Source organism: Novosphingobium mangrovi (assembly GCF_022818885.1).
GTDB lineage: Bacteria > Pseudomonadota > Alphaproteobacteria > Sphingomonadales > Sphingomonadaceae > Novosphingobium > Novosphingobium mangrovi.
The window spans coordinates 349,052-371,852 of sequence record NZ_JALHAT010000003.1; the positions used below are offsets into that span (position 1 = coordinate 349,052).

Here is a 22,801-nt window from a genome sequence, read left to right on the forward strand (position 1 = left end):
CCGCACTTGGGTGGGAAATGGGCGCAGCGCAGTTGATTTGCCGGGCTCCATCCGCCAAAGGCGGGCCGTCACATTCGACACGAAAAGAACAAGACGGATTACCCATGCCGACGCCTGCGAAAGAGCCGCTCAGCTTTCAGGACATGATCCTCACGCTCCACAATTACTGGAGCAAGCAGGGCTGCCTGATCCTTCAGCCTTACGACATGCGCGTGGGCGCGGGTACGTTCCACCCGGCAACGACGCTGCGCTCGCTGGGCCCTGAGCCCTGGAAGGCCGCCTACGTGCAGCCCTCGCGCCGTCCGACCGATGGCCGCTATGGTGAGAACCCGAACCGTCTCCAGCACTACTACCAGTACCAGGTGGTCCTGAAGCCGAACCCGGAGAACCTCCAGGAACTCTACCTTGCAAGCCTTGCCGAGATCGGGATCGACCCGCTCGCGCACGACATCCGCTTTGTGGAAGACGACTGGGAAAGCCCGACGCTGGGCGCCTGGGGGCTGGGCTGGGAAGTCTGGTGCGATGGCATGGAAGTCACCCAGTTCACCTACTTCCAGCAGGTCGGCGGGTTTGACTGCAAGCCGGTGACGGGCGAGCTGACCTACGGCCTGGAACGCCTTGCGATGTACATCCAGGGTGTCGACTGGGTCTATGACCTCAAGTTCAACAACGAAGGCGTGACCTACGGCGACGTCTTCCTCCAGAACGAGAAGCAGCAGTCGAAGTACAACTTCGAGATCGCCGACACCGACGCGCTGTTCGCAGGCTTCAAGGCCGCCGAGGCGGAAAGCCAGCGCTGCATCGAGGCGAAGATTCCGCTCGCCGCCTACGACCAGGCGATCGAGGCCAGCCACCTGTTCAACCTGCTGCAGGCGCGCGGCGTGATCTCGGTGCAGGAGCGTGCCAGCTACATCGGCCGCGTGCGCGATCTCGCCAAGGGGGCCTGCGCCTCGCACATCGAAGTGAATGCAGAGCGCTGGGAAAAGGATTTCCCGGGGTGGAGTGCGTAAGATGACCGATTTTCTGCTTGAACTGCGCTCCGAGGAAATTCCCGCCCGTATGCAGGCCGGGGCCCGCGCGGACCTGGAAAAGCTCTTCCGCAAGGAAATGAAGGACGCGGGCGTTTCGGTGGGCGGTATCACCGTCTACTCAACGCCGCGCCGCCTCGCGCTGATCGCGAAGGACCTGCCGGTTCAGACCGAGGCCGTGCGCGAGGAAACCAAGGGGCCTGCCACCAGCGCGCCCGAACAGGCGCTGGAAGGCTTCCTGCGCAAGACCGGCTTGTCCAAGGACCAGCTGGAAGTGCGCGACATCAAGGGCAAGGACACGTACTTCGCGGTCGTCGAGAAGCCGGGCCGCGCCGTCAAGGACGTACTGGCCGAGGCCATCCCCGCGATCATCCGCGCCTTCCCCTGGCCCAAGTCGCAGCGCTGGGGCGCCGCATCGCTTAGCCCGGAGAGCCTTCGCTGGGTGCGTCCGCTTTCGGGCATCGTCTCGATCCTGGGTGATGACCTGGTCGAATGTGCGGTCGAAGGCATTACCTCGGGCCGCGTTACCAAGGGCCACCGCTTCCACGCGTCGGGCGAGATCACGCTTTCGGGCGCGGACACCTACGTCGAGACGCTGCGCGCCGCTTACGTGCTGGTCGACCATGCCGAGCGTCAGGACCTCATCCGCAGCAAGGCCGCCGAGGCCGCAAGCGCCGCTGGCCTCACGCTGGTCGAGGACGAGGGCCTCGTGATCGAGAACGCGGGTCTGACCGAATGGCCCGTGCCGCTGCTCGGCCGCTTCGACGAGGACTTCCTCGAAGTCCCGCCCGAAACCATCCAGCTCACCGCGCGTGTCAACCAGAAGTACTTTGTGTGCGAGAAGGACGGTAAGCTGGCCGACGCCTTCGTGTGCACCGCGAACATCGCGGCTGTCGACGGCGGCGAGGGCATCGTTGCGGGCAACCGCAAGGTGCTCGCCGCGCGCCTCTCCGACGCGCGCTTCTTCTGGGAGCAGGACCGCAAGACGCCGCTTTCGAAGCAGGCCGAAAAGCTGGGTCGCATCACCTTCCACGAGAAGCTGGGCACCGTCGCCGACAAGGTCGAGCGCGTTGCGAAGCTCGCCGAATGGCTGGCCGCCGAGGGCATCGTGCCTGACTGCGATCCCGCGCTTGCCCGCAAGGCGGCCGAGCTGTGCAAGGCGGACCTCGTCACCGAAATGGTCGGCGAATTTCCCGAACTGCAGGGCCTGATGGGCGGCTACTACGCCCGCGCCGAAGGTCTGGGCGATGAAATCGCCGACGCCATCCGCGACCACTACAAGCCGGTCGGCGCAGGTGATGACGTCCCGACCGCACCGGTTTCGGTGGCCGTGGCACTGGCTGACAAGCTGGATACGCTCCGCAGCTTCTTCGCTATCGACGAGAAGCCGACTGGCTCGAAGGACCCCTTTGCTCTGCGCCGCGCAGCCTTGGGTGTGATCCGCCTTATCACGGACAACAAGCTGCGCTTCGGCGTTGCTGAAGGTGACCTCCTCGACTTCTTCGCCGACCGTCTCAAGGTCCAGCAGAAGGAAGCGGGCGTTCGCCACGACCTGATCGACGCGGTTTTCGCGCTCGGCGGGGAGGACGATCTGGTCCGCCTGCTCGCGCGCGTCCACGCGCTCCAGGCCTTTGTCCAAACGGACGATGGCGCAAACCTGCTGGCGGGCTACAAGCGCGCCAACAACATCCTCAAGAAGGAAGGGTTTGTGGCCAACGAAGTGGCGCGCACGGGCGACGAGGATCCGATGGAAAACGTCGACGATCCCGACATGACCGAGGTCTACGCCCAGCGCGGGCGCTTGTCCTACACGCCCGAACCGGCCGAGCAGGCGCTGATGGATGCGCTCGCCGCTGCAGCGCCGAAGGCTGTGGCCTGCGTGGAGGCCGAGGACTTTGCGGGCGCGATGGCGGCGCTCGCCTCGCTGCGCGCTCCGATTGACGCATTTTTCAACGATGTAACCGTGAACGACAGCGATCCGGCGAAGCGCACGGAACGGTTGGGCCTCCTCGACCGTTTCCGCGCTGCAGTGCACAAAGTGGCTGACTTCTCCCGGATCGAAGGCTAGTATTTTTGCCCGGCCTGGAGGAGGGTCGGACGTAATTAGGAAAGCCAATACAATGACGAGGCAGGTCTACACCTTCGGCGGTGGCGTCAAGCATGACGATCCCCGTGCAAAAGACAAGGTGATTACGGGGGGTAAGGGTTCCAATCTTGCCGAAATGGCGGGGATTGGTCTTCCTGTTCCTCCCGGCTTTACGATCACGACTGAGGAGTGCGTAAAGTATCTTGCCGAGGGTGGTGACTTTTCGGACGCGCTGCGCGCCGACGTCGTCGAGGCGCTGACCCACATCGAAAAGACCGTGGGCAAGAGCTTTGGCGATGCCGCCGATCCGCTGCTCGTCTCGGTCCGTTCGGGTGCGCGCGTCTCGATGCCGGGCATGATGGACACGGTCCTGAACCTGGGCCTCAACGACGAGACGGTCGAAGGACTTGCGAAGGTCTCGGGTGATGACCGCTTCGCCTGGGATTCCTACCGCCGCTTCATCCAGATGTATTCCGACGTCGTCCTTGGCCTCGACCACGGCCGCTTCGAGGAAGCTCTCGAGATCGTCAAGGAAGACAACGGCTTCATGAACGATGTTGAGCTGTCGGCCGACGACTGGCGCGGCATCGTCACGCAATACAAGGCCATCGTCTCGGAGGAACTGGGCAAGCCGTTCCCGCAGGACGTGCACGAGCAGCTTTGGGGCGCGATCCGCGCCGTCTTCGACAGCTGGGATTCCGACCGCGCCAAGGTCTACCGCCGCCTTAACGACATCCCGGGTGACTGGGGCACGGCCGTCAACGTGCAGGCCATGGTCTTTGGCAACATGGGCGAGACCTCGGCCACCGGCGTTGCCTTCACCCGCGATCCCGCGACCGGCGACAAGGCCTACTACGGCGAATACCTCGTCAACGCGCAGGGCGAGGACGTCGTCGCCGGCATCCGCACTCCGCAGTACCTGACCAAGGCCGCCCGCGAAGCCTCTGGCGCCACCGCGCCTTCGATGGAAGAGGCGATGCCCAAGGCCTATGGCGAACTCGCCGCCGTCTTCGAGCTGCTCGAGAAGCACTACGCGGACATGCAGGACATCGAGTTCACCGTGCAGCAGGGCAAGCTTTGGATGCTGCAGACCCGTTCGGGCAAGCGCACGGCCAAGGCCGCGCTCAAGATGGCGGTCGAGATGGTGGGCGAGGGGCTCATCGACGAGGCGACCGCAATCAAGCGCGTCGACCCGATGGCGCTCGACCAGCTTCTGCACCCCACGCTCGATCCCGAAGCCCCGCGCGACATTCTCGCCAAGGGCCTGCCCGCTTCGCCGGGCGCGGCCTCGGGCCAGATCGTGCTCGACGCCGATACGGCCGAAAAGCGCAACGAACTGGGCGAAGCGGTGATCCTGGTGCGCGTGGAGACCTCGCCTGAGGACATCCACGGCATGCACGCGGCCAAGGGCATCCTGACCGCGCGCGGCGGTATGACCAGCCACGCGGCCGTGGTCGCACGCGGCATGGGCCGCCCTTGCGTCTCGGGCGCCTCGGGTGTCTCCATCGACATGAAGACCCGCACCCTGCGCATCGGCTATCGCGAGCTCAAGGAAGGCGATGTCATCACGCTGGACGGCGCGACGGGCGAGATCATGGCGGGTGAAGTGCCCACCATCGAGCCGGAACTCGCGGGCGATTTCGGCACGCTCATGGAGTGGGCCGACAAGCACCGCCGCATGAAGGTGCGCGCGAACGCGGAGACGCCGACCGACTGCAAGATGGCCCGCCAGTTCGGCGCCGAAGGCGTGGGCCTGTGCCGCACCGAGCACATGTTCTTCGATGCGGGCCGCATCTCGGCCGTGCGCCAGATGATCCTGGCCGAAGACGAAGCCGGTCGCCGCGCCGCGCTGGAGAAGCTGCTCCCCGAACAGCGCGCGGACTTCCACGCGATCTTCGATGTTATGGCGGGCCTTCCGGTCACCATCCGCCTGCTCGATCCGCCGCTGCACGAGTTCCTGCCGCAGGGCGAGGCCGAGTTCGTCGAGCTGTCCGAAGCCATCGGCATCGGTGTCGACACGCTGCAGCGCCGTGCGGGCGAACTGCACGAGCTGAACCCGATGCTGGGTCACCGTGGCTGCCGTCTGGGTATCACGTTCCCGGAAATCTACGAGATGCAGGCGCGTGCGATCTTCGAGGCAGCCTGCGACGTGGCCGAGGCCTCGGGTGATGCACCTGTGCCCGAAGTGATGATCCCGCTGGTTGCTACCCGGAAGGAACTGGCGATCCTCAAGAAGGTCGTCGACGAGACCGCCACGGCGGTGTTCGCCGAGAAGGGGCGCACGCTCGAATACATCGTGGGCACCATGATCGAGCTGCCGCGCGCGGCCCTGATGGCGGGCGATATCGCGCAGGAAGCACGCTTCTTCTCGTTCGGCACCAACGATCTCACGCAGACGACGCTGGGCGTCAGCCGCGACGATGCGGGCCGCTTCCTCAGCCCCTATGTCGAGAAGGGTATCTACCCGCGCGATCCGTTTGTGAGCCTCGATGTCGAGGGCGTGGGCCAGCTGGTCGAGCTGGGTGCCGAACGTGGCCGCACGACCCGCCCGGACCTGAAGCTGGGCATCTGCGGCGAACACGGCGGCGATCCGGCCTCGATCGCGTTCTGCGAGAAGGTCGGCCTCGACTACGTCAGCGCCTCGCCCTACCGCGTGCCGATCGCGCGTCTGGCCGCGGCGCAGGCGGCGCTGGCCTGATCAGAAACAGGGCGGCGTCGAGACGCTCTCGACGCCGCTCCAGAATTACTTTCGCCAGCCCGAAAGGGTGAGGATCTCGAAAGTTTCCACGGTTCGGCCGTCTTCGCCCCGCGCGGCGAAGGCGGCCGAAGCGCGTTTGCGGGCTTCCTTACCCAGGATCGGACCTGCATCGCTCAGCACATTGGAGGCGCCTTGGGCCCGCAGGTCAGCCACGAGGCTGTCCAGGCTTCGGAAGGCGACCTTGAGCGGGCGTTGGTCGATCACCGGATCGGCAAAGAGCGTGCGCTGGAGCAATTCTCCGCCCGCGCGTACATCGACCATGGGGTGGAGGCGCGGTGCGGGCCGCTCGCCGTCGGCTTCCAGCATCGCTTCGCGCAGGTTCTGCAGGCTGCCAAGCGACAGGAAGCTGGCGATCATCATGCCGCCTTGCGCAAGTGCGCGGCGGATGTGGATGAGGGCGCCGGGAAGGTCGTTGACGGTGTCGAGCGTGCCCAGGCTCACGATCAGGTCGAATTCGCTGAAGGGGTAGGGCTGCTCCTCGTCAAAGCCGTCGGCGGGGTCGATTTCGGTGACCTCGCGGCCTGCCGCGCGCATCGCGCGGCCCAGTTCTCCGGTGTAGTCGCCCACGATGAGCACAGTCCTGGGCTCGAAGCGCAGGAAGCCGAGGCGTTCGTGGACGTCCTCGATCATGTCCTCGATGAGGTAGCGCGCCGCGTTCCGGCGCTGCTGCAGGTGCCGCAGGCGCTGGCGCAGGGCTGTGCGGCGGCTGCGTGAGAAGATGCGGGGCGGGGTGCGGGGAGGTGTGCTGGCCATGATCGCTCCCTGCCGCGTTGGTTAAAAGGTTGCAACCGCTTGTGCGGCAAGGCCGCGCGCCTAGGCTGCATCCATGCGCATCCGCGAGGCCTTCTCTCCGCTCATAGACCTCGTGTTTCCGCCGCGATGCCCCTTGTGCGGGGACATGATCGCGGCGCAGACGGGCCTCTGCGCGAATTGCTGGAGCGAACTGGCGCTCCCGGGAACGCCGGCCTGCGCAAGCTGTGGGCGCCCGTTCGCGCACCAGGTCGCGGAAGGAAGTTGCTGCGCGCCGTGTCTGAAAGATCCTCCGCGGCACGACGGGATCGCTTCGGCAACGCTCTACAACGCCGCCTCGCGCAAGCTGGTTCTGGCACTCAAGCATGGCAACCGCATCGGGCTCGCGCCGTTGCTTGCGCAGTTGATGCTGGCACGGCTTCCCTTTCTTGATGAGCATTGGCTTGTGGTTCCGGTGCCACTGCACCGCTGGCGCCTGTGGCAAAGGGGCTACAACCAGTCTGCCGAGCTTGCCAAGGGGCTCGCCCGGCCACGCGGCGCACGGCTCCTGCCCGAAGGGCTTGTGCGCACGAAGTCGACGCCTTCGCTGGGCGGGCTCGGGGCGGTTGCCCGCAAGCGTACGCTTTCCGGCGCAATCTGCGTAAATCCTCGAATGAAGGCGAAATTCAAGGGCGCGCAGGTGCTCCTGGTCGATGATGTGATGACGAGTGGTGCCACGACGGACGCGTGCGTGTCGGCGCTCAAGAAGGCGGGTGCGAAGAGGGTGGTCATCGCGTGCTTTGCGCGCGTGCTCGACGAAGCGCTCAGTGCCACATGAATGTCATCCAGGTGGTGCACTAGGCACCTGTCAGGGAGCTTCACGCTGCCGGACCAATGGTCGGAAGTTTTTGGGACAGAATCGAAAACGCCCGGAATGACTGGCATTCCGGGCGTCCTCGTGACGAAACTGTTCGGACCCTGCGAATCGAAGCAACTTCCCCTAAGTCGCTTGGTCCGTCCCTCAAGGCGGTCGGCCCTATCTTGATGGAACCCACCGCGAATTCTCCCTGAACCGTGGCGCTTGTCATTCAGCACCCTATGGGTCAGAAGCAGCCCCCCAGCTGCGAGACCTTTTTCCGTCACTGAGCGGCAATTGGAAAGCGGTTTCCGGGAATAGGGACGATTTTGGGCCGCAGCTGTTGTTATCCTGCAACAATCGAAACCCGCGGCCGCGTGTTAGAGGAACTTTTGGAAAATGGCAGACGCTTGCAACGCCGATCGGGAACAGGGCACCGCGTTCCTTCCCAAGTTCGACGCACAAGGTCTCTTGATCGCAATCGCAGTCGACGCGCAGACCAAGGACATTCTGATGGTCGCCTACATGGATGAGGAAGCGCTCGCCAAGACGCGTGAGACCGGCCTTGCCCATTTCCATTCCCGCTCACGCGGCAAGCTCTGGCTGAAGGGCGAAACTTCGGGGCACTTCCTGCGCGTTCAGGACATTCAGGTTGACTGCGACCAGGATGCGCTGACCCTTGTGGTCACGCCCGAAGGCCCGGCTTGTCACACCGGCGCGCGCCGCTGCTTCTACCGCCGCCTTGAGGGCGACGAACTGGTTCACTTCGCCGACTGAGCTCAGCTGGAAGAAATAGGAGCGCCCTCACGCAGGTGAGGGCGTTTCCAGAACGTCCTTGAAGAAGCTGCGCATGGCCGCCCAGGATTGGCGATCCGCGCTGGCGTCATAGCCAATGGCCTCACTGCCGCGCGCATCGCTTCCGGGATCCGTAAAACCGTGGCGCACACCGCTGTAGGCATGGAAATGCCAGTCCGCACCGCCGTGGTCCATTTCCTCCCAGAACGAGAGAACCTGGTCGCGCGGCACCATCGGGTCGGCATCGCCGTGGCAGATGAGCAGACGAGTTGCGATGCTGTCGTGATGAGCCGGACTGTCGGTCGAGAGCAGGCCGTGGAAGCTCACACCGGCGCGCAAGGGTTGGCGATCACGCGCCGCTTCGAGAACCGCCTGTCCGCCCATGCAGTAGCCAGCGGCCAGAAGTGGCAGATCTTCCGCTTCGGGCAGGTCTCGCAGCGCGGCAATGGCCGCAGCAATCCGTCCCCGATAATGCTTCACGTTCGTGCGCAAGGCCTCGGCCAGACCGCGTGAAGCCTCAAAATCGGCGACCGGCTCGCCGTAAAAATCCGCTACCAGAACCAGAAAGCCCAGTTCTGCGAACATCGCCGCGCGGCGTTCGATGGCCGGGTTGATGTTCATGATCGTCGGGTACAGCACCAGGGCTGCGCGCGCAGCGCCGACCGGACGGGCAATCCATCCGGTCAGCTCTGTGCCCGCGTGGTGGTAGCTGTGCGGGCTGAGGTCGCTCATTCGGGCAGGAAGTCGGGCACCGAGAGATAGCGCTCGCCGGTGTCGTAGTTGAAGCCCATCACGCGGCTGCCAGCGGGCAGGTCGGCCAGCTTGTGCTTGATTGCGGCAAGCGTCGCGCCCGAGCTGATACCCACCAGCATGCCTTCCTTGGTCGCGCATTCGCGGGCCATGGCCTTGGCCTCGGCGCCGTCGATCTTGATGGCACCGTCGATGGCCTTGGTGTGCAGGTTGGAGGGGATGAAGCCTGCGCCGATGCCCTGGATCGGATGCGGGCCGGGCTGGCCGCCCGAGATCACGGGGGAGAGTTCGGGTTCCACTGCGTAAGCCTTCATCTCGGGCCAGGTTGCCTTCAGCGCTTCGGCACAGCCGGTGAGGTGCCCGCCGGTGCCCACGCCCGTGATGAGTGCATCAATCGGGCTGTCGGCGAAGTCGGCCAGGATCTCCTGCGCCGTCGTGCGCGCGTGGATCGCGGGGTTCGCGGCGTTGTCGAACTGCTGGGGCATCCAGGCGCCGGGCGTCTCGGCAACGATGGCGCTGGCGCGCTCGATGGCGCCCTTCATGCCCTTTTCGCGCGGGGTCAGGTCGAAGCTGGCGCCGTAGGCGAGCATCAGGCGGCGGCGTTCGATCGACATCGATTCGGGCATGACGAGGACCAGCTTGTAGCCCTTGACGGCCGCCACCATGGCAAGCCCGATCCCGGTGTTGCCCGAGGTCGGCTCGACGATGGTGCCGCCCGGCTTCAGGCTGCCCTCGGCCTCGGCGGCCTCGATCATCGCGAGCGCAATGCGGTCCTTGATCGAACCGCCCGGATTGGTGCGCTCCGACTTCACCCAGACCTCGTGGTCGGGGAACAGCCGCGCCAGGCGGATGTGCGGGGTCTTGCCGATTGTCTCGAGAACGCTGTTGGCCTTCATGGCTCCGGGTCCCTCTTAGTAGTGTTGTTCAAATGTCCGCGCGCGCCGGATCTCGGGAAACAGCACGGCCCAGACGGCAGTAACGAATATGGCCCCGGCGCCGCCGAAAACAACGGCTCCTGTTGCACCCAGGAGGGCCGCAGCCACACCCGACTGCATTTCGCCCAGTTCGTTGGAGGCCGAAATGGCAAGGCCCGAGATCGCCGAGACGCGCCCGCGCTTGTCATCGGGCGTGCGCAACTGGACCAAGGAGCCGCGGATGAACACCGAAACCATGTCGGCCGCGCCCAGAAGAGCTAGGAACACGAGCGAAAGCATGAAGTTGCGCGAAAGCCCGAAGGCAAGTGTTGCGGCGCCATAGGCGGCGACCGACCAGAGCATCTTCGAGCCCACCTCCTTCGAGAGAGGACGGAAGGAGAGGATCACGCCGACAATGGCGGCGCCCGCTGCGGTTGCCGCGCGCATCTCGCCAAGGCCCTGAGGCCCGACCTGGAGAATGTCGCGCGCAAAGACGGGGAGGAGTGCGGTGGCTCCGCCCAGGAGCACGGCGAAGAGGTCAAGCGAGATGCAGCCGAAGAGGAAGCGTTCCTTCCAGATGAAGTGAAAGCCGTCGATGATCTGGCGCACCGGATGGGCCTTGCGTGCGTCGGCGTGGAGCGGGGGCATGTTGCGGATCGAGAGGATCGCGATCGCGGCCACGACCTCGGCGACGGCCGAGACGGAATAGGGGAGGGGTCTGTCCCAGGCGAAGAGATAGCCCGCCACGGCCGGCCCGAAGATGACGCCGATCTGCATCGCCATCGAATTGAGAGCAATGGCCTTGGGGATCATGTCCGCAGGCACGATGTTGGGAGCAATCGCTCCCATGGCGGGCCGCACGAAGACGCGCACGGTGCCGTGCAGGACGCCAAAGGCATAGAGCACGGGCAGGTTGCGCAGCTCCATCGCGGTGGTGACGGCAAGCCCGATGGCCACCAGACAGTCGAGGAAGGCGGCCGATCCGGCGAGCTTGCGGCGGTCCATGCGGTCGGCCAGGACGCCAGCGACCGGCGTCAGCAGGAAGATCGGAATGAACTGAGCCAGCCCCAGAAGGCCCAGCTGGAAGGACGCTTGCGCAATCGACATGCCATAGTCGGCGCGAGCCACGTCATAGAGCTGGTAGCCGATGATGACGACCATGCCGGTCGAGGCGAGCACCGCGCAGAAGCGGGCCAGCCAGAACCGGCGGTAGTCTGCGATCTGCAGCGGTGATGTCGGCGCGGCGGAGGGGCTTTTCGTAGTCACGGGACGCTGCATGGCAGTGAGGCCGGGAATTGCCAAGCCATGCAGCGTTTTATCATCAATAGGTGATCTTTGCCGTGATGCGCACGTCACGCCCGGAGATGGGCATGAAGTCGCTGGTGTAGGAGGCCGAACGGCGTCCGATGACGTCGAACAGGTTGTTGGCCGCCAGCATCAGCGTGACCGGGCCCTGCTCGCCCATGGGGTGCCAGTCAGCGCGCAGGTTGACGAGGGTGAAGTCGTCGGTCGCGTTCTCGTACGTCCCGACGCGGTCCTGCTTGGCGTTCCATTCCACTTCGCCGCGCAGGTGCAGGTCGCCGAAGGTCAGGTCGCTGCCACCGCGCAGGCGCAGCGGGGGAATGCGCGGGGCCGGGCCGATGTCGTCGAGGCTGGCGTGTGTGTAGTCCGAGGTGGCATCGATGCTCCACTGGCCACCGCTCCACTGCGCGGCCTGGAAGCTGGCCTGGGCCTCGAAGCCTTTGAACAGGGCCCCGGCCTCGGCGTACTGGTAGATCGGCTGCCCGTCTTCCTCGCCGCCGGTCGCGACCGAGGCGATGTAGTTGTCGAAGTCGGTGATGTAGCCGGTCAGCGACAGCTCGAAGCGCGGGCTGGAATAACGGATGAAGGCTTCGCCGCCGTTGCTGCGTTCGGTGCCGAGCGTGCGGTCACCCAGCTCGTACGCCTGCGTTGCGACGTGGATGCCATCGCTCAGAAGTTCCTCGGGCGAGGGCGCGCGTTCGCCGTGGATGAAGTTCGCGCCCAGGGTCAGGCCCGTGCCCGACTTCCAGCTCATGCCCGCAGCGCCCGACCACAGGTGGAACTGCTTGTCGAAGTCCATCGAGCGCGAGGAGACGTGCGAACTCTCGTAGCGGCCCGACCCGTCGATAGTGAAGCCCGAGCCCAGCGCGAGCGACTGCAGCGTGAAGAGGCCGAAACGCTCGATCTGGTAGTCCGGCACCACCGCCTCGGGGCCGTTCACGTTCATCTTGCGCCAGAAGTACTGCGCGCCGCTGCGGCCGCGCCAGCCACCGCGGTCGGTCTGGACGAGGTCGGCGCGGGCCTCGATTGCCTGGCTGTCGAAGATCGTCCCGGTCTCGGTGCCTTCGTACTCGGTGTGGGTGTAGTCGGAGTAGCCGCCACGCAGCTGGAGGCTCTGGAACAGACCGCCCAGGATCAGTTCGCCGCGCAGGTCGAAGCGGTTCTGGACGAGGTCGATGGTGACCGGTTCCTCGCCGTGGTGGTGGCCTTCTTCGCCATGGTCGTCGTGATCATCATGATCATCGTGATCGTCATGGTCATCATGATCGTCGTGGCCATGCGGGTCCTCGAAGAAGGGGCGGCCCGGAATGCCGTAGCGCGAATCGTAGCGCTGGTAGGAAATGCCAAGGCTGCCGCCGGCATCAATGAAGGCGAGACCCGCGCCGATGGTGTACGTGCGCGCGGCGGTGTTGGGGGCACGGCCTCGGCGGCCTGCATCGGCGAGAAGTTCATTCGCTTCGTCGGTCTCGCCTTCCTCGGCGAGGTGCTCGGCCGCGTGCTCCATCTCGTGGCGCAGGGCTGGCGAATAGAGATTGCCGCCGATGCGCAGGTCATCGCTCTTGCGCCAGGAGCCGTCGACATGGGCCACGAAGCGGTCGCCGAGTGGCATGTCGATCTTGCCGCTCAGCATGCGCTCGTCAGCCGCGGTGCCGTAGCTGCCCATGCCGGTCGCGGTGATGCGCTCGGGCACCTGGCGCGGAATGCGGGTGTCGGTGGCGTTGACCGCGCCGCCGATGGCGTTGCCGCCGTAGAGCAGGACCGAGGGGCCGTGGAAGACGTCGATGTGATCGACGGTGAGCGCGTCGAACACGACGGCGTGGTCGACCGAGACGTTCGAAGCGTCGAGCGAGCCCAGACCGTCGGTCATCACGCGGATGCGGTCCCCGCTGAAGCCGCGCAGGATCGGGCGTGAGGCGCCGGGCGCGAAGCTGGTCGAGGCAACACCCGGGAGACCATCGAGAATGTCACCGATCTGTGCACGGTCAGCCGCGACGAGCTCATCTCCGCCGATGCTGGCCGTTGCGGCGAGCAGGCCGAAATCCGTCGGGGGATGGCCGACGACGAGAATTTCCTTCGGGGTCTCCTCGTGGACCTTGCCGTGGGCCGGGGTGGCACCCGTGCCAGTACCTGCCTGCGCCGGTTCGTCCGGCGTTTCGGCATGGGCAACCTGGGGGAGGGCGCAAGCGAGGGCGAGAAGGGAGGCGGACATCGCGCGGGGCGCGAATGCGATTCGGAACGGGTGCGTGCTCATGTCGCTCCGCTACTGGTGATGTTATACTGTAACAAGTGCATGCGGTGCGCAGAAACAATTTGTTACAATCGCTATATGTCCAAGCTTAAGCGTTTGAGAATGGGTGCGCTTCTTCGCCTTCTCAGCGGCGCGGGCGCAGACGTGGGTTGGGCTGGAGTTCGTCCACGAGCTTCAGGAAGTCATCGATGCGAATGATACGCTCGAACTGGAAGCCGGCGCGCCCTTCGTGGGCCCAGATCTGGTGCGCCTCGATCCGTCCGATGACGGGCAGGCGCATGACCAGTCGTTCACCGCGCTCAAGACCCAGGTCCCCCTGGGCCATGAACCCCTGTGCAGAGATATTGACGATGTGCAGGTGCACGTCACCTTGCTGGCGATGCTCGGCAATCACCTTGTAGTCGACCGGGTGGCGCGCTGCGCGCCTCTTGTCGGTTACAGTGAGCTGTGCTCCTGCACTCATGGCTGCCTGCCTTTGCTTGTGGGGACCAGTGGCGCACTATTGGCTCCAAATGGCAAATAATGCGTTAAGACTGGCAGGCGCCGCGGCGGAAATTTGCCGTTAGTCGCGTTAGATAGCCTTCAGGATGCCGTGCTTCTTCTTGCCCACGCTGAGCTTGATCGACGTTCCGGCGGGGACCTCGATAAGAAAGCCCGGATCATCCATAACCGCATCATCAAGGCGCACCGCACCTTCGGCGACCTTGCGCTTGGCCTCGCCGTTGGAACCGGTGAAGCCGAGCGCGGTGCACGCCGCGTTGAGGCGGATGCCATCCGCGCCGACTTCCAGGGTCGGCAGATCATCGCCCAGGCCACCGCCCGCAAAGGTCTGGGCGGCCGTTGCCTCGGCGGCCTTGGCCGCGTCTTCGCCGCGGCACAGCTTGGTCGCTTCGTTGGCGAGGATCACCTTGGCATCGTTGATCGCGCCGCCCTCGAGCGCTTCGAGGCGGGCAATCTCGTCCAGCGGAAGGTCGGTGAACAGGCGCAGGAACTTGCCCACGTCACGGTCATCGCAATTGCGCCAGAACTGCCAGTAATCGTAGGCGGGGAGCATGTCCTCGTTGAGCCACACCGCGCCCGAGACCGACTTGCCCATCTTGGTGCCGTCAGCCTTGGTGATGAGGGGGGTGGTGAGACCGAACACGTCGGTGCCGTCCATCCGGCGGGATAGCTCGACGCCGTTGACGATGTTGCCCCACTGATCCGAGCCGCCCATCTGCAGGCGCACGCCCATGTCCTGTGACAGGTGGCGGAAGTCATAGCCCTGCAGGATCATGTAGTTGAATTCGAGGAAGGTCATCGGCTGCTCGCGCTCGAGGCGCAGCTTGACCGAATCGAAGCTCAGCATGCGGTTGACGGTGAAGTGGGTGCCGACCTTCTGCAGCATTTCGATGTAGCCGAGCTGGCCGAGCCAGTCGTGGTTGTTGACCATGATGGCATCGGTCGGGCCATCGCCGAACGTGAGGAAGCGCTCGAAGGCTGTGCGGATCGAGGCGATGTTGCTCTCGATCTTGTCGTCCGAGAGCATCTTGCGCACTTCGTCCTTGCCCGTCGGATCGCCGATGCGGGTGGTGCCGCCGCCCATCAGGACAATCGGCTTGTGCCCGGCCTGCTGCAGACGGCGCAGCAGCATGATCGAGACGAGGTTGCCGACGTGGAGCGAGGAGGCGGTAGCATCGAAGCCCACATAACCCGGTACGACCTCCTTGGCGGCGAGGGCATCGAGGCTCTCGGCGTCGGTCATCTGGTGGATGTAGCCGCGCTCGTCGAGCAGGCGAAGGAGGTCCGATGTGTACTGGGTCATGATGGGAGAGCGCTTAGCCACAGCTTTCGCGCGAGGCAAGAGCGTGGCGGGCGGACGCCGCCGCATCCATGCCGTCTCGACCTGGCCCCCGGCCCCGTCTAGGACTGTTCGTCCAAAAAGGAGCGCCAAACCCATGCGACCCCAGACATTTTCGCTGGCCTGCCATCCCGCCACGCCCGCGCAAGGAATCGAGGCCGTGACCGGACGGCTGACGCCCGAAGCCGATTGGGTGCGGCTGCGCTGGCGTATCGATGGTGCGCAGGGCCTGGTTGTCCCGCCGTTTGCGGGCAAGGGCCGGGCGGACAACCTGTGGCAGAGGACCTGCTTTGAACTCTTCGTCGCCAATCCGGCAGGAGAGGGTTATGCCGAGTTCAACCTCTCCCCTTCCGAGCGCTGGGCAGCTTATGATTTCACCGCGCGCCGCGAGGGTATGACCGAACGGGCCGCGCCGCGCGAGCCGGTGTGCACGATGCGCGTGGGCGAGACGATGGCGATCTTCGATGCGGCTATTCCCCGCGCCGCACTGCCGGCGATGCCCTGGCGTTGCGGCATAAGTGCCGTGATCGAGGAGGAGGGGGGGCACAAGAGCTACTGGGCGCTGACGCACGCGGGCGAAGCGCCCGATTTCCATGATCCGACTTGCTTCACGCTGGCAGTTGCGGCACCGCAAGCGGCATGAAATTCGGTATCGATCGTCTCCTGGCAGACCCCGAACTGCGCGAGCCCCTCGAGGGCAAGCGCGTGGCCCTCGTCGCGCATCCCGCCTCGCTCACGGCCGATCTCGTCCATTCGCTTGACGCGCTGATCGCGGCCGGGATCAATGTTACCTCGGCCTTCGGGCCCCAGCACGGCCTGAAGGGCGACAAGCAGGACAACATGGTGGAGAGCGCGGACGAGCGCGATCCCGTCTACGGCATCCCGGTCTTCAGCCTCTACGGCGAGGTCCGTCGCCCCAGTGCGGCGATGATGGATACGGCCGATGTCTTCCTGTTCGATCTCCAGGATCTGGGCTGCCGCATCTACACCTTCTGCACGACGCTGCTGTACCTACTGGAAGCCGCCGCGGCGCAGGGCAAGTCGGTTTGGGTGCTCGACCGACCCAACCCTGCCGGACGCCCGATCGAGGGTACAAGGCTGATCGCGGGGCAGGAGAGCTTCGTGGGCGCAGGACCCATGCCGATGCGCCATGGCCTGACGCTGGGTGAGATGGGCTTCTGGTTCAAGCGGCACTATCGCATCGATGTCGACTACAAGGTCATCGCGATGGAGGATTGGCGCCCCTCGCAAGGGCCGGGCTACGGCTGGCCCGAGGATCGCATCTGGATCAACCCCAGCCCCAATGCCGCGAGCGTGAACATGGCGCGCGCCTATGCCGGAACGGTGATGATCGAGGGCGCGACGGTTTCGGAAGGGCGCGGCACCACCCGCCCGCTCGAAGTGCTGTTCGGCGCGCCCGATCTTGATGCCAAGGCGATCCTGACCGAGATGGAGCGCGTCGCGCCGCACTGGCTGGAAGGCTGCGCGCTTCGCGAATGCTGGTTCGAGCCGACCTTCCACAAGCACCAGGGCACCTTGTGCAGCGCGCTCATGGTCCATGCCGAAGGGACGTTCTACGACCATGGGGCGTTCAAGCCCTGGCGGCTCCAGGCGCTGGCTTTCAAGGCCATCCGTAATCTCTATCCCGACTATCCGCTCTGGCGCGATTTTCCCTACGAGTACGAATTCGACCGGCTCGCGATCGACGTCATCAACGGCGGTCCGGCGCTGCGTGAGTGGGTCGATGATCCGGCGGCGGTGCCGGGTGATCTCGACGCGCTTGCATCCTTCGACGAGCAGGCCTGGCACGCCGAAGTGGCCGACCTCCTGCTCTATCGGGACTGAGGCTCTAGCGGGACTGGGCGCGATCGGCCCAGCCCCGCCAGGGATGGCCGATCAGGCGGCGATGGGCGCGGCGACCTTGTTCAGGACACTTGGGTCGCCGAGCATGTACGAGGTCATTGAAAGCGCGCCTTCGATGCTGTCGTTGAACACGCCGACTTCGTCCTCGGGCAGCCTTGCACCGACCGCGTAGAGCAGCGGAAGGTAGTGCTCCCCTGAGTTGATCGCATTGGCTGCGGCCTGGTCGTCGCGGGTGAACTGTGTCAGCGCGCCATGGTCGTTCGCGATCACGGCGGCGGTTATGCGGTCCTGGAAAGCCACCGCCCAGTCGGGCTTCGTGCCGTGCGTCGCGTGGTAGAGGCGCAGGTTGTGGACGACATTTCCGCTGCCCACGATCATCACGCCTTCGCGGCGCAGGGGGGCAAGGCGGCGCGCCAGTTCCAGGTGCTGTTCGGGTGAAAGCGAATGGTTCACGCTCATCGCAAGGACAGGAATGTCGGCCTCGGGGAAGAGCGGGCGCAGGACGCCCCAGACGCCGTGGTCGAAGCCCCAGCTGGCGTCGCCGCGAACCGGGATGTCGCCAGCAAGTTCAAGTACTTTGTCATGCAGGTCTGCGGCGAGCGGGGCCGGGTACTGCATATCGTAAAGTTCCTGAGGAAATCCACGGAAGTCATGGATTGTACGAGGAAATTCACCTTCAGAGATACGTGTAGTCCCCTGGCTCTCCCAGTGCGCCGTAATTGTCAGGATCGCCTTGGGACGTTCCAGCAGTGGGCCCAGAGTTTCCAGGAAACGACGTTCCGGGTTGTCGGTGATCATGGTCATGGGCGAACCGTGACCGATGAAGAAGGCAGGCTGTGCGTGTGTCATGGCGCCAAGATGGTCCCATGCGTGGCCGCGATCAATCCAGCGCTCTTGCATACCCCCTATGAGCTTTTGCGCAGGCTCATTTCTTGCGGGTGAGGGCGCGCATGGCCTCGTCGAGACCGCCCAGCGTCAGCGGGAACATGGCGCCGCCGACCAGTTCGCGCAGCATCTGGGTAGAGGGCGTATAGCCCCACTGGCGCTCGGGCACAGGGTTCAGCCAGACGGTGGCCGGATAGGTCTGGACCACCCGGCGCATCCAGGTCGAGCCGGGCTCCTCGTTCATGTGCTCGACCGAGCCTCCCGGATAGCTGACTTCGTAAGGGCTCATCGCGGCATCGCCCACGAAGATCACCTTGTAGTCGTGCCCGTACTTATGGAGGATATCCCAGGTCGGAATGCGTTGCGACCAGCGCCGGCGGTTGTCCTTCCACACGCCTTCGTAGAGGCAGTTGTGGAAGTAGAAGAACTCCATGTTCTTGAATTCGCTGGTGGCCGCGCTGAAGAGGTCTTCCATCATCTCGATGAAGGGATCCATCGATCCCCCGACGTCGAGGAAGAGCAGCACCTTCACCGCGTTGTGTCGTTCGGGCCGCATCCGTATATCGAGCCAGCCCTGCTTGGCTGTGCCGCGGATCGTCGCGTCGAGATCGAGTTCCTCGGCCGCGCCTTCGCGGGCAAAGCGGCGCAGACGGCGCAGCGCTACCTTCATCGTGCGGGTGCCCAGTTCCTTGGTGCTGTCGAGGTTGGCGAACTCGCGCTTTTCCCAGACCTTGATCGCGCGCTTGTGCTGGCTGGTGCCGCCGATGCGCACGCCTTCGGGGTTATAGCCCGAATGGCCGAAGGGTGAGGTCCCGCCGGTCCCGATCCACTTGCTGCCGCCCTGGTGGCGCTCCTTCTGCTCCTCCAGGCGCTTCTTGAGCGTGTCCATGATCTCGTCCCAGTCGCCCAGCGATTGGACGCGCTCCATCTCCTCAGGGCTGAAATAGCGTTCGGCAAGGCGCTTGAGCCACTCCTCCGGGATAGCGACCGGCTGCTGGCCGGTATCGGTCAGAACGCCCTTGAAGACTTTCTGGAAGACCTGGTCGAAGCGGTCGATCAGCCCTTCATCCTTCACGAAAGTCGCACGGCTCAGATAGTAGAACGCCTCGGGTGTCTGCTCGATGACCTCGCGCTCGAGCGCTTCGAGGAGAACGAGATGCTCCTTGAGCGATGCCGGGATACCGGCCGCGCGCAATTCGTCGATGAAGTTCAGGAACATGACGCGAGGCTCCCCTTTGCCGGAGGGACCGTGCGCGGGCGGGGACGATGCACCGCCGCGACGAGGACGAAGGAAATATACATGAGTAGATACCACGCGCCGAGTTTGCCGGGATGGACCAGTGCCCAGCCCTCGCGTTGATCGGGATAGATCCAGGCGCGCGAGAAGGTTGCGAGGTTCTCGGCGAACCAGATGAAAAGCGCCACCAGCAACCAGCCCAGAAGAAGCGGCATCCATCGTTCGGCGCGCCAGGGGCGAAACCATATGCGGGTCCGGGCGAAGAGCAGAGTGAGCGCTGCGAATAGCGCAAGGCGCAGGTCGGGTAGCCAGTGGTGCGCGAAGAAATTGATGTAGATCGCCACGGCCAGCGCGGCGCTGAGTGCGCGTGAAGGGTAGGCGGTGAAACGAAAGTCGAAGATGCGCCAGACCCGGGCGATATAGCTCCCCACTGCCGCGTACATGAAACCCGAAAAGAGCGGGACACCGGCTATGCGCAGAACATTGGGTTCGGGGTAGACCCATGAACCTACGGCGGTCTTGAACAGCTCCATCACCGTCCCGACAACGTGGAAAGCGAGGATGACCTTGGCCTCGTCCCAGGTTTCAAGGCGCAGCGCGAGCAGGCCAATCTGAATGGCAAGAGCGGACAGGGTCAGGAAATCGTATCGCGCGAATCCTGCCTCTGCAGGATAGAACAGGTGTGTGGTCAGGAGGAGCGCCAGGAGCAGCCCGCCGAACAGGCAGGCCCACGCTTGCTTGAAACCGAAGAGCAAGAACTCGTAGATCCAGGCCCAAGGGCCCGCAGGTGGAGTAATGCCTTCCAGTCGTGCGCGGATCTCCGCGAAGCGGGTGTGGGAAGAGGACGCACCCATCCGATCAAGCCGATTTCGCTGTCGGTCCCGGCGGTTGGGCCGGCCACTGTTCGACCCTGGGATCGAAATAGGCCCAGGCAGGTGCCTCGCTCGTCCAGATAATGGCATCGACCTTGAGGTCCTGCGCGTCATCCAGTGCGCCGAGGCGCACGACTTGTGCGCCTTCCCGGATGGGATTGCGGCCAAAGAGCTGGTTTCCGCAGCTGGGGCAGAAACCGTGCTCGACCGTGTTGCCGCTCGCGGCCGTGTAGCCACGCCAGGTGACGCTACCGCTGACAGTCATACCTTCCGTGCGGAATAGTCCATTGCAGGTGGCATTCCCTGCTGCGGCCTTCTGGCACTGGCGGCACCAGCACTGGCGTACCCAGAGTGGTTCGCCTGCAATCGTCAGCGTGACCGCGCCGCAGTTGCACGCGCCATGATAGGGGGCGCTCATTCGCCACGACGCGCCATGAAGGCGAGCCTTTCGAACAGCATCACGTCCTGTTCGTTCTTGAGAAGCGCGCCGTGCAGGGGCGGGATCGCCTTGCCCTTGTCCTGCGATTGCAGGACCTCCAGCGGCATGTCCTCGTTCATCAGGAGCTTGAGCCAGTCGAGCAGCTCGCTGGTCGAGGGCTTCTTCTTGAGGCCGGGGACTTCGCGCAATTCATAGAAGATCTCCATCGCACGGCGCACGAGGGTCTTCTGGATGTCGGAGAAATGCACGTCGATGATGGCTTCCATCGTCTCGCGCTCGGGAAACTTGATGTAGTGGAAGAAGCAGCGGCGCAGGAAGGCGTCGGGCAGGTCCTTCTCGTTGTTCGAGGTGATGACGACGATGGGCCGCTCACGCGCGGCCACGTGCTCACCCGTCTCGTAGACGTCGAAGGCCATGCGATCGAGTTCGGCGAGGAGGTCGTTCGGAAACTCGATGTCGGCCTTGTCGATCTCGTCGATGAGGAGGACCGGCAGGCGTTCGCTGGTGAAGGCTTCCCACAGCTTGCCCTTGCGGATGTAGTTGGCGATATCGTGCACCCGCTCGTCACCCAGTTGGCCGTCGCGCAGGCGTGCCACCGCGTCATACTCGTAGAGCCCCTGGTGTGCCTTGGTGGTGGACTTGACGTTCCACGTGATGAGCGGCGCATCGAGAGCCGCCGCGATCTGTTCGGCAAGGACCGTCTTGCCGGTGCCGGGTTCGCCTTTCACAAGGAGGGGGCGGCGCAGGAGCACAGCGGCGTTGACCGCAACCTTGAGATCGTCCGTAGCGACGTAATCGCGGGTGCCTTCGAAACGCTGCATGGGCTAGGTACTTCCTCTCGTGAGCCTTGGAAGGAGGCTGCAATTGCAGCAGCCCCTCTCGATACCAAGCTAGGTTTTGCGCCGCAGCATGGCAAGCGGGGTATCGAAGCGATGGACTTCGCCGCCCTCGCGATGCAAGCACGCGCTCATGGGTATTGCTTTCCTGCGCGATATGAACTGGCTGGGGGCCAACAGGGTACGAAGCTACCTGCGCATCTTGGCCCTGGGCAATATTGCCATGATCGCAATTGTCGTGGCGACCTCACACGGCGGGCTCGATGCCAATGGCTTCCTGCTTGGAACCGACTTCATCAGCTTCTGGACGACCGGACAGATGCTGCATGCAGGTGGGAATCCTTATGATGCGGCTGCCCATATTTCTGCCCAGCGCGTGCTCTATGCATCGCCAGGGCATTTCACCGCCTTCTTTTATCCCCCTTCCTTCCTGCCTTTTTGCTGGCCACTTGGAGGGCTTGGCTACTTTCCCGCCTTGGGCATCTGGTTGGGGGCGACAGGTTCGCTCTTCATTGTGGCGTTGCGCGAATGGCGTTTCGAGGCGGGCAAGGCAGTACCATTCTGGCTGGCGCTAGTCGCCTATCCGGCGATGGCGATTGTGCTGACGCATGGGCAGACGTCGTGGCTGGTCGCAGCTCTTCTCGGGACAGGTCTGCTGCAGGTGCGCAAAAGGCCAGTTCTGGCGGGCATCTGCCTGGGCCTGGCCACGGTGAAGCCGCAGTTCGGGGTGCTCGTCCCCATTGCGCTGCTGGCCTCTCGCGAGTGGAAGGTGGTCGTGGTTGCGAGCGTGACGGCCATCGCGCTGGCGGCGTTCAGTGCCGTGATATTCGGGGCGCAGGTCTGGAGCGACTGGTTCGCCGCAACGGCCCGTGCGCAAGCGGCCATGCATGATGGTGCGGTCGGCTTTGGCAAGATGGTCAGCCTGTTTGCGGGATTGCGCCTGCTCGGCGTCTCCGGGGCGCTCGCCTCTTCAGCGCAAGGTGCGCTTAGTGTCGGGGTCGCAGCCCTGGTGTTACGGACGGCCTGGAACCGGCGCTGGGATCGGGGGCTTGCGGCGCTGGTCCTGGCGGGGGCCCCGTTGGTCACACCTTTCGTGCTCGACTACGACATGGTCCTGCTCGCTTTTCCGATACTGTGGCTGGCAGGCGAGGGGCTACATCATGGATTTTGGCGCTGGGAGAAACTGACGCTGTTTACGGTGTTCGCGGCGACAGCCTTTGCCCGTCCTTTGGCCCTGCATGTCTCGATACCGATCATGCCGCTGGTGCTGGCCGGGTTCTTCGCGGCAATCTGGTCGCGGGCAACCGAGCGCGGGCGTGTGCATTGTGAAACGTGAAGACCTGATGCCCGAAAGCCAGTCGAG

The 22,801-nt window shown here is 64.6% G+C and carries 20 protein-coding genes; 8 read left to right on the top strand and 12 right to left on the bottom strand.

What is annotated here, in order from left to right:
* The first annotated feature begins 104 nt into the window (after nucleotides 1-104).
* From MTR65_RS03935 to ppdK, 3 genes are read left to right on the top strand one after another with little or no spacing between them, the layout of a single operon-like run.
* Entirely contained in the window at nucleotides 105-1,010 is a 906-nt protein-coding gene (locus tag MTR65_RS03935) for a glycine--tRNA ligase subunit alpha (RefSeq protein WP_039393797.1), read from the top strand.
* Nucleotide 1,011: 1 nt separating this feature from the next.
* On the top strand, nucleotides 1,012-3,096 hold the full coding sequence (glyS, locus tag MTR65_RS03940; protein ID WP_243797251.1) for a glycine--tRNA ligase subunit beta: 2,085 nt from the start codon (nucleotides 1,012-1,014) through the stop codon (nucleotides 3,094-3,096).
* Nucleotides 3,097-3,148: 52 nt separating this feature from the next.
* Nucleotides 3,149-5,812 (top strand): pyruvate, phosphate dikinase, encoded by a 2,664-nt coding sequence (gene ppdK, locus MTR65_RS03945; RefSeq protein WP_243797254.1) that lies wholly within the window; start codon nucleotides 3,149-3,151, stop codon nucleotides 5,810-5,812.
* 45 nt (nucleotides 5,813-5,857) lie between these two features.
* Here the strand turns inward: ppdK and MTR65_RS03950 are convergent, their stop codons facing one another.
* On the bottom strand, nucleotides 5,858-6,625 hold the full coding sequence (locus MTR65_RS03950) for a methyltransferase domain-containing protein (protein ID WP_243797257.1): 768 nt from the start codon (nucleotides 6,623-6,625) through the stop codon (nucleotides 5,858-5,860).
* 73 nt (nucleotides 6,626-6,698) lie between these two features.
* Between MTR65_RS03950 and MTR65_RS03955 the strand changes: the two genes are divergently transcribed.
* Nucleotides 6,699-7,439: a ComF family protein gene (locus MTR65_RS03955; RefSeq protein ID WP_243797260.1), complete on the top strand. Its 741-nt coding sequence runs from the start codon at nucleotides 6,699-6,701 to the stop codon at nucleotides 7,437-7,439.
* 417 nt (nucleotides 7,440-7,856) lie between these two features.
* Nucleotides 7,857-8,234: a phosphoribosyl-AMP cyclohydrolase gene (gene hisI / locus MTR65_RS03960; protein ID WP_243797263.1), complete on the top strand. Its 378-nt coding sequence runs from the start codon at nucleotides 7,857-7,859 to the stop codon at nucleotides 8,232-8,234.
* 27 nt (nucleotides 8,235-8,261) lie between these two features.
* On the opposite strand, the gene MTR65_RS03965 is transcribed toward hisI, so the two are convergent.
* The 6 genes from MTR65_RS03965 to tyrS form a co-directional block, all read right to left on the bottom strand.
* Nucleotides 8,262-8,984: a dienelactone hydrolase family protein gene (locus MTR65_RS03965; protein WP_243797266.1), complete on the bottom strand. Its 723-nt coding sequence runs from the start codon at nucleotides 8,982-8,984 to the stop codon at nucleotides 8,262-8,264.
* Entirely contained in the window at nucleotides 8,981-9,898 is a 918-nt protein-coding gene (cysK, locus tag MTR65_RS03970) for a cysteine synthase A (RefSeq protein WP_243797269.1), read from the bottom strand. The genes MTR65_RS03965 and cysK overlap by 4 nt, the downstream gene beginning before the upstream one ends.
* Nucleotides 9,899-9,913: 15 nt before the next feature.
* On the bottom strand, nucleotides 9,914-11,194 hold the full coding sequence (locus tag MTR65_RS03975; RefSeq protein ID WP_243797533.1) for an MFS transporter: 1,281 nt from the start codon (nucleotides 11,192-11,194) through the stop codon (nucleotides 9,914-9,916).
* Between the two features lie 43 nt (nucleotides 11,195-11,237).
* On the bottom strand, nucleotides 11,238-13,469 hold the full coding sequence (locus tag MTR65_RS03980) for a TonB-dependent receptor (RefSeq protein WP_243797271.1): 2,232 nt from the start codon (nucleotides 13,467-13,469) through the stop codon (nucleotides 11,238-11,240).
* A gap of 121 nt (nucleotides 13,470-13,590) precedes the next feature.
* The gene (locus MTR65_RS03985) at nucleotides 13,591-13,929 is read right to left on the bottom strand and encodes a PilZ domain-containing protein (RefSeq protein ID WP_039393781.1); all 339 of its coding nucleotides are present in this window, start codon (nucleotides 13,927-13,929) and stop codon (nucleotides 13,591-13,593) included.
* Between the two features lie 108 nt (nucleotides 13,930-14,037).
* A complete protein-coding gene (gene tyrS, locus MTR65_RS03990; RefSeq protein ID WP_243797273.1) occupies nucleotides 14,038-15,270 on the bottom strand; it encodes a tyrosine--tRNA ligase in 1,233 nt (410 codons plus the stop codon).
* Nucleotides 15,271-15,403: 133 nt separating this feature from the next.
* Here tyrS and MTR65_RS03995 point away from each other — a divergent pair, with 133 nt between their 5' ends.
* Together MTR65_RS03995 and MTR65_RS04000 are read left to right on the top strand one after the other, a co-directional pair.
* Nucleotides 15,404-15,949: a DOMON-like domain-containing protein gene (locus MTR65_RS03995; RefSeq protein ID WP_243797275.1), complete on the top strand. Its 546-nt coding sequence runs from the start codon at nucleotides 15,404-15,406 to the stop codon at nucleotides 15,947-15,949.
* The gene (locus MTR65_RS04000) at nucleotides 15,946-17,151 is read left to right on the top strand and encodes an exo-beta-N-acetylmuramidase NamZ family protein (RefSeq protein WP_243797278.1); all 1,206 of its coding nucleotides are present in this window, start codon (nucleotides 15,946-15,948) and stop codon (nucleotides 17,149-17,151) included. The genes MTR65_RS03995 and MTR65_RS04000 overlap by 4 nt, the downstream gene beginning before the upstream one ends.
* A 51-nt stretch (nucleotides 17,152-17,202) precedes the next feature.
* On the opposite strand, the gene ygiD is transcribed toward MTR65_RS04000, so the two are convergent.
* From ygiD to MTR65_RS04025, 5 genes are all read right to left on the bottom strand, one after another.
* On the bottom strand, nucleotides 17,203-18,018 hold the full coding sequence (ygiD, locus tag MTR65_RS04005; RefSeq protein ID WP_243797281.1) for a 4,5-DOPA-extradiol-dioxygenase: 816 nt from the start codon (nucleotides 18,016-18,018) through the stop codon (nucleotides 17,203-17,205).
* 76 nt (nucleotides 18,019-18,094) lie between these two features.
* Nucleotides 18,095-19,273, bottom strand: coding sequence for a vWA domain-containing protein (locus MTR65_RS04010; RefSeq protein WP_243797285.1), 1,179 nt, complete (start codon nucleotides 19,271-19,273; stop codon nucleotides 18,095-18,097).
* Nucleotides 19,264-20,145, bottom strand: coding sequence for a DUF817 domain-containing protein (locus MTR65_RS04015; protein WP_243797289.1), 882 nt, complete (start codon nucleotides 20,143-20,145; stop codon nucleotides 19,264-19,266). The genes MTR65_RS04010 and MTR65_RS04015 overlap by 10 nt, the downstream gene beginning before the upstream one ends.
* Nucleotides 20,146-20,149: 4 nt before the next feature.
* Nucleotides 20,150-20,581: a GFA family protein gene (locus tag MTR65_RS04020; protein WP_243797292.1), complete on the bottom strand. Its 432-nt coding sequence runs from the start codon at nucleotides 20,579-20,581 to the stop codon at nucleotides 20,150-20,152.
* The gene (locus tag MTR65_RS04025; protein ID WP_243797295.1) at nucleotides 20,578-21,423 is read right to left on the bottom strand and encodes an AAA family ATPase; all 846 of its coding nucleotides are present in this window, start codon (nucleotides 21,421-21,423) and stop codon (nucleotides 20,578-20,580) included. The genes MTR65_RS04020 and MTR65_RS04025 overlap by 4 nt, the downstream gene beginning before the upstream one ends.
* A gap of 148 nt (nucleotides 21,424-21,571) precedes the next feature.
* On the opposite strand from MTR65_RS04025, the gene MTR65_RS04030 reads away from it, so the two are divergent.
* Complete coding sequence (locus tag MTR65_RS04030; protein WP_243797298.1) at nucleotides 21,572-22,774, top strand: glycosyltransferase family 87 protein; 1,203 nt, start codon at nucleotides 21,572-21,574, stop codon at nucleotides 22,772-22,774.
* The last annotated feature ends 27 nt before the right edge of the window (nucleotides 22,775-22,801 follow it).